Origin of the sequence: Bifidobacterium scaligerum, assembly GCF_002802865.1 — a bacterium.
GTDB classification, from domain to species: Bacteria; Actinomycetota; Actinomycetes; order Actinomycetales; family Bifidobacteriaceae; genus Bifidobacterium; species Bifidobacterium scaligerum.
Window position 1 is genome coordinate 58235 of record NZ_PGLQ01000001.1, and the last position, 14344, is coordinate 72578.

The window sequence follows — 14344 nt, forward strand, 5'->3', positions numbered from 1 at the left end:
TCATGGTTGCCAGCTCGACGTCTGCGACGCGAGCGACTTCTCGGGCGGGCGAAAAGCCCGCCCGAGTTTCCTCGAAAAAGACGAAGCATTTGAATGAGGTCGACAAGTCGCGTCGAATCCCCGAAAATGGTGTACTTGCCCCGTGGCTGTTCGTGCTCCCAGCGCTTATCGTCATCGTGGTATTCTTCATCATTCCGTTCATCAACACGCTGAAGCTGTCCTTTACGGACGCCACCATGCTCAAGCCCGGTTCGTTCGTTGGCTTCGACCAATACATCAAGATGTTTGGCGATCCTCGACTGAAGACCGCGTTGCTCAATTCATCACTGTACGTGGTGTGCGTAGTGCCTTGCATGGTTATCTTCCCGTTGATCCTTTCCGCTCTGGTCTCCGGAAACGGCAGGGTACTTGCATTCTTCCGAGTGTCCTTCTATATGCCGGTTGTCATGTCGTCCGTTATCGTCGGTCTGATTTGGACTAACCTGCTTGATAGCCGTGGCCTGGTGAATTCGATATTCAAGGCGATGAAGTGGATCACCGAACCAATTCCCTTCCTCACCGATCGTTGGCTGTTGCTCTTCAGCGCCATGTTGGTTACGATCTGGACCGGTCTTGGTTATTACATGGTGATTTACCTGTCTGCTCTGGCCAATATCGATCCCTCGCTGTATGAGGCGTCCGAGCTGGACGGGTGCGGTCCGATTCGTCAGTTCCTGCACGTCACTGTGCCTGGCTGCCGCTCGACGATGATGCTTATCATGCTTTTGTCTTCCATTGCAGCGTTCCGAGTCTTCAACGAAATCTATGTGTTGACCGGTGGTACGGGCGGCACAGGTGGTGAAGACCTCACCATGTCCATGCTCATCAAGCGTGAAGGTACCGGTCTGCAGGCGCGAACCGGTTACGCGGGAGCCATCAGTATGCTGATGTTCGTTATCCTCGGCACACTGATCGTCATTGAGAACATTGTTCAGCGCAAGGCGGATCGTAATGCATAACCAACGAGGAAAAGCAGCACGCATCATCCAGTATGTCTTGCTGGTATTCATGTTCGTCATTCTTATCGGACCGATGATTTGGCAGTTGATGCTGGCGGTCAAGGGCCCGGGGGATAACATCTATTCAGTTCCGCCCTATCTGTTCCCGAAAGATTTCACTTTCGCTAACTTCACTAAGGCCCTCAATGCCATTCCGATTCTGACCTACACGCGTAATTCCGCCATCGTGGCCATTATTTCCGTGTGCGGCAACGTAATCGGTTCGACGCTCGCCGGCTATGCGCTGGCTCGACTGAAGTTCAAGGGAAAGGGATTCGTCACTGCTTTGGTGTTCGCCTGCATGATGATTCCTGTGGAGACGGTGATCATCTCCCAGTTCCTTGTGATTCGTGGCATGCACTTGCAGAACACGCTGCTTGCGGCAGCTCTGCCGGGGCTTATTCAGCCCATCAACGTCATGCTCATGACCAACGCCTTCCGTGGCGTGCCCTATGAGCTCGAAGAGGCCGCGAAGGTAGACGGTGCCAATGTCTGGCAGCGGTTCCTCCAGATCTGCGTCCCTCAGGTGATTGGCACGGCGACCGTTGTGGCGATCTTCTCCTTCGTGGGCGCATGGAACGACTTCCTCTGGCCGTTGATCGTGCTTGCCGATGATTCCACGTTCACGTTGACCGTCGGTATGAACCGTCTTCGCGGCACGTTCTTCTCCGATCCTAGACTTATCGCGGCCGGCACGGTTCTGGCTCTCATTCCAATCATCATCTTCTTCTTGGTCTTCCAGCGGTACTTCTTCCGCGGCGTTGAACAAGGTGGCGTCAAGGGCTGATCGCTCGCGAAAGGACAATACTATGAAATTCGGCGTTGACTATACGCCTTCGCATGGCTGGTTCCATTCGTGGCTGAATCCTGATTGGTCGAGCATCGACAACGATCTCAAGCAGATCGCCGATCTCGGTATGGATCATGTGCGTATCTTCCCGATCTGGCCGTATCTGCAGCCGAACCGCACCTGGATCAATATGAAGGGTGTCGACGATGTACGCCGCGTGGTGCACATGGCCGGTGAACACGGACTGGATGCTTATGTGGACGTGTTCCAAGGGCACCTGTCCAGCTTTGATTTCCTTCCTTCTTGGCTGGTTACCTGGCATAAGGGCAACATGTTCACCGATCCGGATGCTGTGACCTCCGAGCGTGAGCTGATCACGGTAATGGCCGATGAGCTCTCCAAGGAGGATGCTTTCAAGGGGCTCACACTGGGCAATGAGGTCAATCAGCTTTCTGATCGCCCTCATCCGACCAAGATGACGGCTACCAGCGAGCAGATCGACGCATGGCTGGACACGTTGCTGCCAGCCGCCAAGCGCGGTGATGCTCTTTCGCTTTACAGCGTCAACGACGGCACTTGGTTCATCGATGGTCATCCGTTTACGCCGGTGCAGTCCGCCACCAAGGGCGATCTGACCACTATCCACTCGTGGGTGTTCAACGGCATCGGTCAGGGCTATGGCGATAAAAGCGAAGAATGCTATTCATATGCGCTGTATCTGGCCGAGTTGGCGAAGGCGTTCGGTCCGGCGGACCGCCCGGTATGGCTGCAAGAGGTGGGCGCACCCGAGAACGTGCTCGCTACCGAAGATACGCCGGAATTCTGCCGTCGTGCCGTGACCAAGGCACTTGACTGCCCGAATCTGTGGGGCATCACGTGGTGGTGCTCGCATGATGTGCCGTCTACGCTGGCGGACTTCCCTCAGCTGGAATACTCGCTCGGCTTGTTCGACGAGCACGGCAATCTGAAGCCTATCGGTCGCGAATTCGGCGAACTAGCCAAGCAGTATCGCGATATGAAGCCTGCAGACGCCAAGTCCGTGGCAGTGGTCGTTGACGTGGACGACACCGGCAACCCGGTTCACCGTGGTTCGCTGGGCCCGGGAGGCTCGCTGTGCGATTTGTGGATGAAACTCGAAGTCGCCGGCAGACGCCCGACCATCGTCACCTCCGCCGTCGCCTCCGATGCGGACGAACTGCGCCGCCGTGGTATCGATGAGATCCACCGAGACACGGCTCCGTATCAGGCACGGTTCTATTCGGCGGTCTCTGACCCAGCATTCGAATCCGTCGACTGATTGAATCACCGGTTGCGGGACTTATTGCAGGCCCCGCAACCGGTTTTATCATTGGTAATTCATTTTTCTTCCCTTTCACCTCATTATCGGGGAAATCAGCACTACAGCGAGGTAGAACAATATGGCCAGCAGCCAACAGAGCATTGAACGCATCATCGCACAGATGAGTTTCACCGAAAAGGTCGGACAGCTCAATCAGCGGCTGCTCGGCTGGAAGACAGTGACCCGAGATCCGGCCGGCCGTCTTATTGCCACTGATGAACTTAAACGTGAAATCGATCGTTGGGGTGGTCTCGGGCTCCTGTATGGACTGCTGCGCGCCGACCCCTGGTCGGGCCAGCATTGGGGTAATGGCATTCGTCCTGAAGAGCGAGCGGAAGCGGTGAACCTAATCCAGCAGACCGTGCTGGAACGAGGCAGCCATGGCATCGGTGTGCTGCTCAGTGAAGAGGCTCCGCATGGCCATCAGGCGCTGGGCGGTACCGTGTTGCCGACGAATCTTGCACTTGGCGCGACTTTTGACCCGCAAGCCGTGCGGGAAGCCGAAGCGGCTGTCGCTGCGGAATTGGCAGCCAGCGGCATCCATATCGCATTGGTTTCCGGACTGGACATCGCCCGCGACCCACGATGGGGACGTTGCGAGGAATGTTTTGGCGAAGACCCGCTAATGGCATCTCGACTGTGCGAGGCCATCGTATTGGGCATGCAAGGCGACAATCGCTCCAAGGTCGGCAACGGGGGAGTGGCCGTGGTGCTCAAGCATCTCGCCGCACAGGGCGAGGCGGTCGGAGGGCGCAACGGCCAATCCGCGGTACTCGGCGAGCATGATTTGCATGAGATTCATCTGGCACCAGTTGCGGCCGGTGCCAGAGCCGGAGCTTGGGGCTTCATGGCCGCCTACAACGACATCGATTCGGTGCCTTGCTGTGCCAACCCGTGGCTGCTCAAAGACTATCTGAGAAAAACTCTTGGCTTTGATGGCATTGTGATGGCCGATGGTGTGGCCGTGGACCGTCTCGAAGGCATGACCGGCTCTATTCCAGCCGCTGGCCGTGCCGCGCTGCTCGCAGGCGTTGACGTATCGCTATGGGATGAGGGCTTCACGCATCTTGCGGAATATGCCGATGACGAAGCTGTGGCCAACGCGGTCGATGCGTCGTTGCGTCGTGTGCTCGAACTCAAATCGCGATTCGGTCTATTGCCGGAAGACGGCAAAAATCTTGCCGATATACCAGTGCCGCAGACCGGACAGATCGAATACGCATTGCAGGAGGGACGTGAACACGCCCGCAGCATCGCGCGTGAAACCGTGACATTGCTGAACGATAACCGCGAGACTGTGACGGCTGCGGCTCCGCTCGACGGTGTCACCGGCGATGTGGTCGTCGCCGGGCCTTTCGCGGATGACTTCGACTGCTTCGTGGGCGATTACACCGCACCGGTGCGTCCGGAGGAACGTTCGAGCATCTATCGAGAACTACATGATCGGCTTGGAGCGCAACGGGTGCATCTTGCCGCCTCGCCCTCGGACTTGGCACCGGAAATCTGGAATAAGGCGGCAATGGTGGTATTCGTCTGCGGCGGCACCAGCGAGCGCAGCTACGATAGCGAGTTCGACAACAACGGTGCGGCAAAGGCCGTGGCCGAATATGGCGCAACCTGTGGTGAAGGCGTTGATCTGGCCGATATCAGTCTGCCGTGGCGTCAGGATACGATGCTTGACGAGATTCGCGCGCTAACCGATGCGCCGATCATATCCGTGGCGGTATGCGGACGTGCACATGTGCTGACTCATGTCAAGGCGTTGTCCGTCATGACGATCTGGGCCGGCTATGCCGGTCAGTTCGGGCCGCAGGTGGTTGCCGACGCCCTTGTGGCGGGCGCGACGATGCCTGGCCGACTGCCGGTCACGTTGCCCGCATTCGCCGGAGCTGTTCCGGTTCGCTATAACGACCGGCAAAGCGCCGCTCACGTCTATAAGGACGCCGTCGAACCGGTATTGTGCGCTTTTGGTTACGGCAAGGGCGCGCTGGACGGTGTGACGGTCACTGATGTTCGAGCTTGGGTGCAGCACGATGCGGCTATGGTTGTTGCGGATATTCAAGCCGGTGAGCGTAAGGCGCAGGGTGCATTGAACCTGTTTGCGCATTGCACCGGTGGACATCGTATTCCGCGACTGTCGATGCTGGTCGATTCCACGTATCTCGATTTGATGCCGAACGAACGTTGCGAAGCATGCTTCACCGTACCTGTGGAGCATCTGGCCGATTTCGGTGACGGTGAGGTGCGTGTGAGCTTCTCCATGTTGGATCAGACTGACTGCGCCGCCGTGACCGTACGACGCTGAATGGAAGGAACTGAAACAGTTTAGTTGCCCTTCGGTATACTGACGATATACGGTATCTGAATTCGGCGACTTGAACAGCAGCCCTGATCTGCTGACCATGCCAGTGGAATACAGCGAGCGTGCAGCCGTAATAATAGTGGTGCGACAGGTTGGTCAGGCTGGCCCCTATCAAAGAACAGGAGTGGACGATGAAGTCTTCGAAGGAGCCCTCCGCTCAAACCCCCGGTGCAGGGTCCACGCGCGTCAGCTTGAAAGATATCGCCGATGAACTGGGTATATCGCAGACCGCCGTATCGTTCGCCATCAACGATCGACCTGGTGTTTCGGCCGAAACCAAGCGACGGGTCAAGGAGGCGGCCGCCAAACTTGGCTGGACACCGGTCTATGCTGCTCAGGCATTGGGCTCCTCGAAGACCATGACCGTAGGCTTCGCGCCGGCCCGATTCAAACAGGGTTTGAACGAGGAAGCGTTCATGCTGCATTTCATGGCCGGCGTGCAGGCTTCGCTGAGCCGTAAAGGCTACGGTCTGCTGTACCGGCCGTGCTCTTCCGCCAGAGAAGAGGCTGCGGTGTATCGTGATTGGTCTGCGCGCAAGCGTGTGGACGGCGTGATCTTGGTCGATTTGCGTACGGACGATCCCCGTCCCGAACTGCTGACGTCGATGGGTATGCCTGCGGTACTTGCCGGCGGCCCTGACCCGAACAATCTGATACCTTCGCTGTCCATCGACGATTCCAAAACGATGGACACGATTCTCGACCATTTGCGTTCCATGGGGCATCGCCGCATCGCCTATCTTTCCGGCGATCCCACGCTGGACTATTCTCGCGGCCGTGAGGCGGCCTTCCGTGAATTCGCAGTCAAGAACAATCTTGAATCCATCTACGTGGAGTATACGGATTTCGATGCGGAACGAGCCAGCGAACAGACCTTGACCCTGCTGCAGTCACCGACGCCGCCCACGGCATTTATCTACGAAAGCGAGACGTTGGCGGCGGCGAGCCTGCACTCCATCACCGAATGGTACGTGCTGGACAACTATGAGCGGACCGTCCAAGGCGTAGGTGAATTATCGGGGCTGCGTTACCCATTCAACCTGCCGGCGATCGTGAGCTTCGAGGACAGCTTCGTCTGCGAAGCCGCCTATCCTGCGATCACTTCGGTGCATCGTGACGCCAGCGAGTACGGTGCCAAAGTCGCCAAACTGTTGCTCAAGATGTTCGCGGGAGACAAGGTTTCCGGCAATCGCAAGATTCTCACGCCGAGCCTGGTGATACGCGACAGTACCTCGCGGAGCATCAACTGATGCACTGACGACACTTACGACACTTACGACACTTACGACACTTACGGCAAGAGCCGTGGCTCCAGCGATGGACAGGAGTCACGGCCCTTATCTTATGTGCGAACAGAGGCGTTCCGTACGGATCACGCAGCGTTCTTGACGGCAGTCGCGACGGAAACGGCCGGATCGAGGAACGGGATCAGCGTGGACTGGAAGGCGTGGTACAGGTCAGACTTGCCTGGCCATACCGTGCCGATCACCTTGTTGTCCTTGTCGAGCTGGTGGAACCAGGATCCGCCCTCATGGTCGATGAGATGCTCATCCACATATTCGGCGAAAGTGGCGTACCAGTTGGCGTACTCCTCCTTGCCGGTGGCCGCATACAGCGTTGCCGAAGTGTTCAGGCCCTCGGCAAGCGTCCAGTGCATGCGGTCAGTGACCACCGGCTTGCCGGACCAGTCGGTGGTGTAGGCCAAGCCCACGGTGCCATCGGCGTTCCAGCCATCGGCCACGGCGCGGGCGAACAGCAGCTCGGCGGCCTCGATGTAAGGCTCCGCGCCCTCAGCGTTGGCGAAGGAGCTCAGCGCCCACTGGGTGATCAAACGAGCCCATTCGATGCCGTGGCCGGGGGTGGCGCCGTACGGCTTGAACTGATCGTCCTTCTTGTCGGCGTTGAATTCGAGGTTGATGGACCAGTCGGAGTTGAAGTGCTCAGGGATGCGCCACTCGTTGTTCTTCGCCCAGCCGATGACATGATCGATGATGCGGCCGGCACGTACGCGGTAGGTGTTGTCTCCGGTGGCATCCGCAACGGCGAGGAAGGCCTCGGTGGTGTGCATGTTGGCGTTGAGGCCGCGATATGGATCCAGTTTGGTGAATTCGGTATTCCACGTGTCGACGGCAAGACCAGTCTCGTCATCCCAGAAACGCTCGTTGAAGGTCTTCAGAGCTTCATCCAGCAGCTCACTGGCACCGGGACGTCCAGCCAACAGCGCGGAGGATGCCGCGAGAATCACGAAGGCGTGGGTGTAGCAGATCTTGTCCGGGGCGGGGGAGCCGTCCTCGTTGACCTGCGGATACCAACCGCCATGCTCGTCATCGTGCAGGATGCCGGTCAGTCCTTTGAGCGCCTTGTCGACCAGCTCGCCGGCACCGGGGTAGCCAAGCAGCGCTCCGATGGAATACACGTGAGCCATACGGCAGGTGATCCAAGTCTGCACGCCCTGAGACGGGTCCAGCGAACCGTCACCGTTCAACCAGCCGGAGCCGCCGTTCGGGGCGGGGAATCCGGTGCCGAACTTCAACAGCTCATAGGTTTCGGAAGCCATGAAAATGCGGTTGGCTTCGGTGCCGAGAGAATACTTGGGATTGGTCATTGGTTGGATTCCTTCCTTCCTTGGGAGAGATACGTCGTGCGTGTAATTCGTTGCAGGAACGTGACCGCACGCACTCCATCCGTGGTCTAGTATTCCACGGCTTGGGTATTTTTCAAGCACGGAAAATGAGGCTGTGACGCATTGCACATCCGCTGTTCATCCGTGGATGGAAAGGTCATCAGCGTTTCACGCGAATGTCGAAATAGTCCATGACCAGCTCGCAGAACATCATGTTCGACCAGCTGAACCATTCTCGTGTGTATTTGGTCGGATCGTCCACATCGATGCCTTCGTGCATGAGATGCGTGCCGGCGTCCGTGGCTACGAGACGGTCAAGGGTTTCGGCTTCGAATTCCTTGCTTGCGCTGGTCATCGCCTCGATCGACAGTGCGATCGGCCAGACGTAACGTGGCGGCGTGTGCGGAGAGCCGATGCCCTTGAGGTATTTGCCCTCGTAATAGTACGGGTTCTCGTCGCTGAGTATCGTGCGGCGCGTGGCGAGATAAATCGGGTCGTCCGTGGCGCAGTAGCCCAAGTAAGGTGCGGCCATCAAGTCAGGGACGTTGCTGTCCGTCATGATGTTGTAGTTGCCAAGGCCGTCGGTCTCGAAGGCGTAGATCGTTTCGCCGGCACGATTCGTGGTCTTGCCGTAGGTTTCGATGCCGTTTTTCACCGAGGCGCGCAGGGCTGCGGCGCGCTCTGCGATTGCGGGGTCGTTAAGAAGGTCCGCTCCGAAGATGCGTTCGAGGTACTCCATCACCACGACGACGAACATGTTCGCCGGCACCAGATAGTGATAGGTGCAGGCGTCATCGCTGGGGCGGAATCCGGACCAGGTCATGCCGGTGACGGCGACGGGCGAACCCTTGCCATCATTGTCCAACGTTTCGGTGGGCAGGTCGGTCTGACGGATGAAGAAGTACGGTGACTTTGAGTGATCCTGTTCGGTTTCGAACACGTCGAGGATCTTGCGCACGCCGGAGACGAACTCATCGTCGAACTGATCGGTGCGTCCGGTGTTGGCGTAGAGCAGCCAGGCGAGCTGAATCGGGTAGCACAGGGAATCCACCTCATATTTGCGCTCCCACAGCCACGGGCTGGAGAAGTTGGACTGATCGTGCGGGTCCCAGGTATTGCCGTTGGGCTCCTCGTTGAAGGCGTTCGCATACGGGTCGATATTGATGTAACGGAACTGTTGGCGTACCAGTCCGCAGATCATGTCCGCCAACTCGGGATCGTGTTGCGCCAGCACCAGATACGGACGGACCTGCGCGGTCGAATCGCGCAGCCACATGGCGGGGATGTCGCCGGTGAGCAGGAACGTCGTGCCGTCGTCGTGGCGGCGGACGGTGGTGGTTAGCGTGTTGGCGAAGCAGGCATTGAAATTCTCGGCCCAACGGGCGTGCTCGGTGCCGCACAGTTCGGTGATGTGCTGCATGAAGTCCGAAACCGACTTCGGGACTGGGGCTGTGCTCATAACAGTCAACTTCTTTGTTTTTCTTTGGTTGGTGTGAAGGTGAGATCAGGGATACATCTCAGGGACGGCACCATTCTAAACCGGTTTAGTTGACCGACACGCCACAGGCGCAATGCTTAAGCTGGTCCAGGGTGAAGCAGTGCGTGGTGCAGGTAAATAGCTCAGTGACAATAAGCGGACGATGACGGTGGGAGTGGACGTGAACAATAGGGCATAACAACAGGGCATGGGCTCTCCGCACGCAATACGTATGGCGGAGAGCCCATGCCCTGTTGTTATGCCGATTCGGTTTGCTTCCTCGGCGTTGGTCGTCGAGTTGGTTGTCATGCGGCCGCATCCATGGATTTGGCCGCATGACCGGTGACTCAGTTGGCGATTTCGCCCTTCTCGGACATTTCCTTGAGCTGAGCCGGGGTGTACTTATCGCGCTTGAATTCGCTGATGAAGTAGAGACCCACAATCAGCAGCTCGATGGCCGGCAGAATGAAGGAGAACTGCATCGAGGTAGCGTCGGAGAGCGCGCCCTGAGCCATCGGCAGGATGGCGCCGCCGACCAGAGCCATCACGATGATGGCGCCGGCGGTCTCGGTGTGACGACGATCCTCGACGGTCTTCAAGGTACGCGAGTAGATCGTCGGCCAGCCCGGTCCGAGGAACAGGGAGACCAGTACGGCCAGCCAGACGGAAGCCATGCCCGGCACAAACGCCGTGCCGATAAGCACCACGCAGCCGACGACCATGTACACCGCCAGCACACGGGTCTCACGGAACTTCGAAAGCAGGTAGCTGGCGGAGATACGTCCCACGAAGAAGACGATGTAGCTCATGATCATGTAGTTGGCCGAGTCGCGGTCGGTGACCTTGATGCCGGTCTGGTCGGCGACGTTGAGCACCAGACGCATGGTGAACGACCAGATGCCGGTCTGCGCGCCGATGTAGATGAACTGGACCGCGATGCCCTGCCAGAAGCGGCCGTTGTGTGCCAGATAGGTCATGGTCTCGCCGAGCTTGGCCTTGGCCACATCGCCTTCCTTGGTCTGCGGGCGGCACTTCGGGAACCTGACGACCGCAAACAGCGCGATGAAGATAAGCATGACGATCATAACCACGATGTACGGCTGCAGTGTGCGGCCGAGCTGCTCGGAGGCGAGGTCAAGAGCGGCCTGCGGATTGGTCTTGCGCAGCTCCTCCATCTGGGTGTGCAGGTTGGAATCCTGGAATACGAAGAACTTGCCGAGCAGCACGCCGGTGATCAGACCAAGTGCGTTCATGGTCTGCGCCACATTCAGTCGCAGCGTGCTCAGACGCTTCGGGCCAAGCAGGGTGGCGTAGGTGTCGGCCGAGGTCTCCAAGAAGCTCAGGCCGATGGCCTCAACGAAGATGGCGAACAGGAAGACCTCGTACGTGATCAGACGCGAGGCCGGGAAGAAGATGAAGCAGCCGAGCGCGAAGAACGCGAGGCCGGTCATGATGCCCGCCTTGTAGCTCGTCTTCTTGATGAACAGTGAAGCGGGGATGGCGATGATGAAGTAGCCGGCGTAGAACGCGGACTGCACCAGAGCGGTCTGCATATCGGTCAGCTCAAACACCGGCTTGAACTGAGTGATCAGTACGTCGTTGAGGCTTTGAGCGATCGCCCAGAATGCGAACAGGATCGAAGTCATCGCGAACTGCAGAACGGGCGTACGGTCAAGGTAGCCGTCGGAGCTCTCTACCCACGCCTCTTTCTTGGATGTGGTCTTGTCCATGATTGTGTATCCCTTTTTCTCCATATGGACTTGAACGGTTGAATATGACTGAAACTGTTGATCTATGGGCGCCATGGTGTCGGCATATGCGTGGCACCTGCCGACACCATGGCACGCCGAACTACATGATCTGGCAGAACTCGATGACCTCGTGGTTGGGGCCGAGCACGTTGAAGTAACGGATGCCGTGCTCCCAGAAGGTGTCAATGTGCTGGATGGAGCCTTCCACGAAGTTCAGGCCGAGCTTCTGCGCTTCGGCGAACGAGGCTTCGATGTCGGTGGAGTCGAGCGCGAAGTGGTTGATCGCGCCGTTTTCCATCGGGGTGGGGTCCATGGTCCACACCTCAAGCGTCAGATTGTTCAGGCGCAGGAAGGTGCAACGATCTTCCCCGTTCGGGTAGATGCCGAGGCACTCGAAGCCGAGCTTCTCGTAGTAGGCGATAGTGCCCTCAAGATCGGTGGTGGGGATGCCGACATGCTGAACTCCGGTGACGGTATCGCGGATGGACATGATAACTCCTTTGTATATGCCGCAAATATGGCGGTATGTGTGCTGGTGCAATAACAAGGTGACTGCAATGTGCGGGAAAGCCGATGGATGCTATGCGTCTGTTGCGTGGAATCCATAAGGCTTTCGTATGCGACAATCGCAGTCGTCGCCTCCACGTGGCGTGCGCATCATTGCTGTGTGCCGTGCGGGGGAGGCGGACAGGGGAAGGGCTATGCGGGTACAGACGATGTTGGCTGTACCCGCATGAATGGCCCCATCAGTGTTGGGTTTGCTGGCTGCGGGTGTAACGGATTACTTGCCGGCTTCGGCCAGATAATCAGGCATCGTGGCCGGGTACTCGGGCCACGCGCCGGCCTGGGTGCACACGAAAGCAGCGGTGTTGACGGCCTTGCGGTGCGCTTCAGACAGCGAATCGCCCAGCAGGATGCGTGCGGTGAACGTGCCGGAGAAGGAATCGCCAGCGCCGACGGTGTCGTTCACGGTGACGTGAGGAGTGTCCACCGTGGAGGACTCGCCCTTGCGGGAGATGATGGTGGAGTAGGCGGAGCCGGCGGTCAGGATCACGTAGTCCAGGTTGAACTCCTCGATGAACCAACGGGAGGCGTCTTCGCCGGAGGTGCCGCGGATGTCGAACATGTCGCGCAGCAGAAGCAGCTCTTCGTCGTTGATCTTGAAGACGGTGGCGTAGCCGAGCAGCTCTTCGATGAGCTCCTTGGAGTAGTGGTCGCCGCGCAGGTTGATGTCGAAGAACTTCATGGCGCCGGGCTTGGCGTGCTTGAGCAGTTCGGTGATGGTGGCGTGGGTCTCGGGGGAGCGCAGAGCCAGGGTGCCGTAGCAGATGGCGTCGGCCTTGGAGACGACGTCGATGAGCTGACGGGTGTACAGGATGTGATCCCAAGCCACGTTCTTGACGATGGTGTACTCCGGGATACCGTTCTTCAGCGCCACTTCGACGGTGGAGGTCGGCCATGCGTTGCGCTGGATGACGGTGTTGATGCCAGCCTCGTTGGCCTTGGCGATCAGCTCATCACCGAGCTCGTCTTCACCGACCGCGCTGATTGCCCAGCCTTCGGTACCGTTCTTCATTGCATGGTAGGCGAAGTTAACGGGAGCGCCGCCGGCGCGCTTTCCGCTAGGCAGCATATCCCACAGCAGTTCGCCAAGGCTCAGGACGATCGGGGTGGTCATGGTTGGTTCCTTTCCTTTGATTCCTTGTTTGTTGGTTTTCGAGTGGAAATCTTTCAGTGGGGGGTGTTGCGTTCAGGACACGTCGAAGAACACGGAAGGGTGTTCCAGGAATTGGGTGACCGCAACGGCCGCCGCGCCGGAAACTGCCGCATCAGCGGATAGCGCGGACAGGGTGATGGATGTGGATTCGTTGATTTCGGGGATGGCTCGCTCGGCCACCGTGGCGCGCACCTCTTCGAGCAGCATCGGTCCGGCTTCGGACACGATGTCGCCGATGATGATGTGCTTGGGATTAAAGCCGTTGAAAATCGTTACGCAGCCGTAGCCTACATATCGTGCGATGGTGCGCACCATCGCACAGGCGCGGGCGTCGCCTTCGTTCGCCTTGGCGAACAGTGCGCGGGCGGCGTCGGTGTGCGTCATCTCGGCGGCGTCGGGAACGATTTTGCCGTCGCCGATCAGCATGGTGTGGATGGAAGGCGTAGAGCAGTAACGCTCCAGACATCCGTAGTTGCCGCAGTCGCAGGGTCTGCCGTTGACGTCGATGGAGATGTGCCCTATCTCGGTGGCGGCACCGAGGGCACCGTTGATGAGGAATCCATTGTCGATGACGCCGAGGCCGACGCCTTCGCCGACCAGATAATAGGCGAGATTGCCGTCTTCATGTACGTCAGGATCGAACAGGAAGTGGGCGAGAGCTCCGGCACGCGCGTCTTGTTCGATGAACACCGGAACGCGGAAAGCGTGGGCGAATTCATCGATGAAGTTGATTTTGCGCCAGCCCTGCATGCTGGAAACCACGGCAGTGCGGCCGACATGGCGCAGATACGGGCCGGGAACCGCCATGCCGATGGCCACGATGGCGGGATCGTCGGTGAGCAGACCATTGACTCGCTGGTGGATGATGGCGATGGTGTCGTTGATGGTGTTGTCGTAGACAGTCGGCAGATTTTCGAAGCTCAGGGCATTGCCGCACAGATCGAATACGCCGATCTGCACCAGCGAGCGGGCGAATTTGATGCCGATGATATGGAATCGAGCGGTATCGAGCTTCAAGCCGATTGAGCGACGGTTCTTCGAGCCTTCGAGATCCCCTGCCTCTTCGATCATACCGGCTTCGATAAGTCGTGCGGTGATCTTGGTGATTGCGGCCGGAGTGAGCTCCAGCGCTTTGGCGATTTGTGCCCGCGAGCTGATGCCGTAGTGGTAGAGGTGCTTGATGATACGTGAGCGGTTGGATTCGGAGACGCTGGCTTGGGATGTAGCATGATTGGCTTCGTCTGCCAT

General features: G+C 58.4%; 11 protein-coding genes. 5 read left to right on the plus strand and 6 right to left on the minus strand.

What is annotated here, in order from left to right; genetic code table 11:
* The first annotated feature begins 2 nt into the window (after nucleotides 1–2).
* The 5 genes from CUU80_RS00230 (at nucleotide 3) to CUU80_RS00250 (ending at nucleotide 6778) form a co-directional block, all read left to right on the plus strand.
* Nucleotides 3–998 carry a carbohydrate ABC transporter permease gene (locus CUU80_RS00230; protein ID WP_100495364.1) on the plus strand — a complete coding sequence of 332 codons (996 nt, stop codon included), beginning with the start codon at nucleotides 3–5 and terminating at the stop codon, nucleotides 996–998.
* Complete coding sequence (locus CUU80_RS00235; protein WP_100495365.1) at nucleotides 991–1824, plus strand: carbohydrate ABC transporter permease; 834 nt, start codon at nucleotides 991–993, stop codon at nucleotides 1822–1824. The genes CUU80_RS00230 and CUU80_RS00235 overlap by 8 nt, the downstream gene beginning before the upstream one ends.
* Nucleotides 1825–1846: 22 nt before the next feature.
* A complete protein-coding gene (locus tag CUU80_RS00240) occupies nucleotides 1847–3124 on the plus strand; it encodes a glycoside hydrolase 5 family protein (protein ID WP_100495366.1) in 1278 nt (425 codons plus the stop codon).
* Nucleotides 3125–3245: 121 nt separating this feature from the next.
* The gene (locus CUU80_RS00245) at nucleotides 3246–5471 is read left to right on the plus strand and encodes a glycoside hydrolase family 3 protein (protein ID WP_100495367.1); all 2226 of its coding nucleotides are present in this window, start codon (nucleotides 3246–3248) and stop codon (nucleotides 5469–5471) included.
* A gap of 188 nt (nucleotides 5472–5659) precedes the next feature.
* Nucleotides 5660–6778, plus strand: coding sequence for a LacI family DNA-binding transcriptional regulator (locus tag CUU80_RS00250; protein ID WP_100495368.1), 1119 nt, complete (start codon nucleotides 5660–5662; stop codon nucleotides 6776–6778).
* Nucleotides 6779–6900: 122 nt separating this feature from the next.
* Here the strand turns inward: CUU80_RS00250 and CUU80_RS00255 are convergent, their stop codons facing one another.
* From CUU80_RS00255 to CUU80_RS00280, 6 genes are all read right to left on the minus strand, one after another.
* Nucleotides 6901–8133: an AGE family epimerase/isomerase gene (locus tag CUU80_RS00255; protein WP_100495369.1), complete on the minus strand. Its 1233-nt coding sequence runs from the start codon at nucleotides 8131–8133 to the stop codon at nucleotides 6901–6903.
* Between the two features lie 178 nt (nucleotides 8134–8311).
* The gene (locus CUU80_RS00260; RefSeq protein WP_100495370.1) at nucleotides 8312–9610 is read right to left on the minus strand and encodes a glycoside hydrolase family 125 protein; all 1299 of its coding nucleotides are present in this window, start codon (nucleotides 9608–9610) and stop codon (nucleotides 8312–8314) included.
* A 365-nt stretch (nucleotides 9611–9975) separates the two neighbouring features.
* Nucleotides 9976–11358 carry an L-fucose:H+ symporter permease gene (fucP, locus tag CUU80_RS00265; RefSeq protein ID WP_243388573.1) on the minus strand — a complete coding sequence of 461 codons (1383 nt, stop codon included), beginning with the start codon at nucleotides 11356–11358 and terminating at the stop codon, nucleotides 9976–9978.
* A 121-nt stretch (nucleotides 11359–11479) separates the two neighbouring features.
* A complete protein-coding gene (locus CUU80_RS00270; protein WP_094729118.1) occupies nucleotides 11480–11869 on the minus strand; it encodes a VOC family protein in 390 nt (129 codons plus the stop codon).
* A 291-nt stretch (nucleotides 11870–12160) separates the two neighbouring features.
* A complete protein-coding gene (locus CUU80_RS00275; protein WP_100495372.1) occupies nucleotides 12161–13057 on the minus strand; it encodes a carbohydrate kinase family protein in 897 nt (298 codons plus the stop codon).
* 72 nt (nucleotides 13058–13129) lie between these two features.
* Nucleotides 13130–14344, minus strand: coding sequence for an ROK family transcriptional regulator (locus CUU80_RS00280; RefSeq protein ID WP_100495373.1), 1215 nt, complete (start codon nucleotides 14342–14344; stop codon nucleotides 13130–13132).

What these genes read in the sequence shown, in the direction of transcription:
- CUU80_RS00250 (WP_100495368.1), top strand. Translation starts at nt 5,660, where the DNA reads ATGAAGTCTTCGAAGGAGCCCTCCGCTCAAACCCCCGGTGCAGGGTCC.
- CUU80_RS00275 (WP_100495372.1), bottom strand. Translation starts at nt 13,057, where the DNA reads ATGACCACCCCGATCGTCCTGAGCCTTGGCGAACTGCTGTGGGATATG.
- CUU80_RS00230 (WP_100495364.1), top strand. Translation starts at nt 3, where the DNA reads ATGGTTGCCAGCTCGACGTCTGCGACGCGAGCGACTTCTCGGGCGGGC.
- CUU80_RS00280 (WP_100495373.1), bottom strand. Translation starts at nt 14,344, where the DNA reads ATGGCAGACGAAGCCAATCATGCTACATCCCAAGCCAGCGTCTCCGAA.
- CUU80_RS00270 (WP_094729118.1), bottom strand. Translation starts at nt 11,869, where the DNA reads ATGTCCATCCGCGATACCGTCACCGGAGTTCAGCATGTCGGCATCCCC.
- CUU80_RS00235 (WP_100495365.1), top strand. Translation starts at nt 991, where the DNA reads ATGCATAACCAACGAGGAAAAGCAGCACGCATCATCCAGTATGTCTTG.
- CUU80_RS00260 (WP_100495370.1), bottom strand. Translation starts at nt 9,610, where the DNA reads ATGAGCACAGCCCCAGTCCCGAAGTCGGTTTCGGACTTCATGCAGCAC.
- CUU80_RS00255 (WP_100495369.1), bottom strand. Translation starts at nt 8,133, where the DNA reads ATGACCAATCCCAAGTATTCTCTCGGCACCGAAGCCAACCGCATTTTC.
- CUU80_RS00240 (WP_100495366.1), top strand. Translation starts at nt 1,847, where the DNA reads ATGAAATTCGGCGTTGACTATACGCCTTCGCATGGCTGGTTCCATTCG.
- CUU80_RS00245 (WP_100495367.1), top strand. Translation starts at nt 3,246, where the DNA reads ATGGCCAGCAGCCAACAGAGCATTGAACGCATCATCGCACAGATGAGT.
- fucP (WP_243388573.1), bottom strand. Translation starts at nt 11,358, where the DNA reads ATGGACAAGACCACATCCAAGAAAGAGGCGTGGGTAGAGAGCTCCGAC.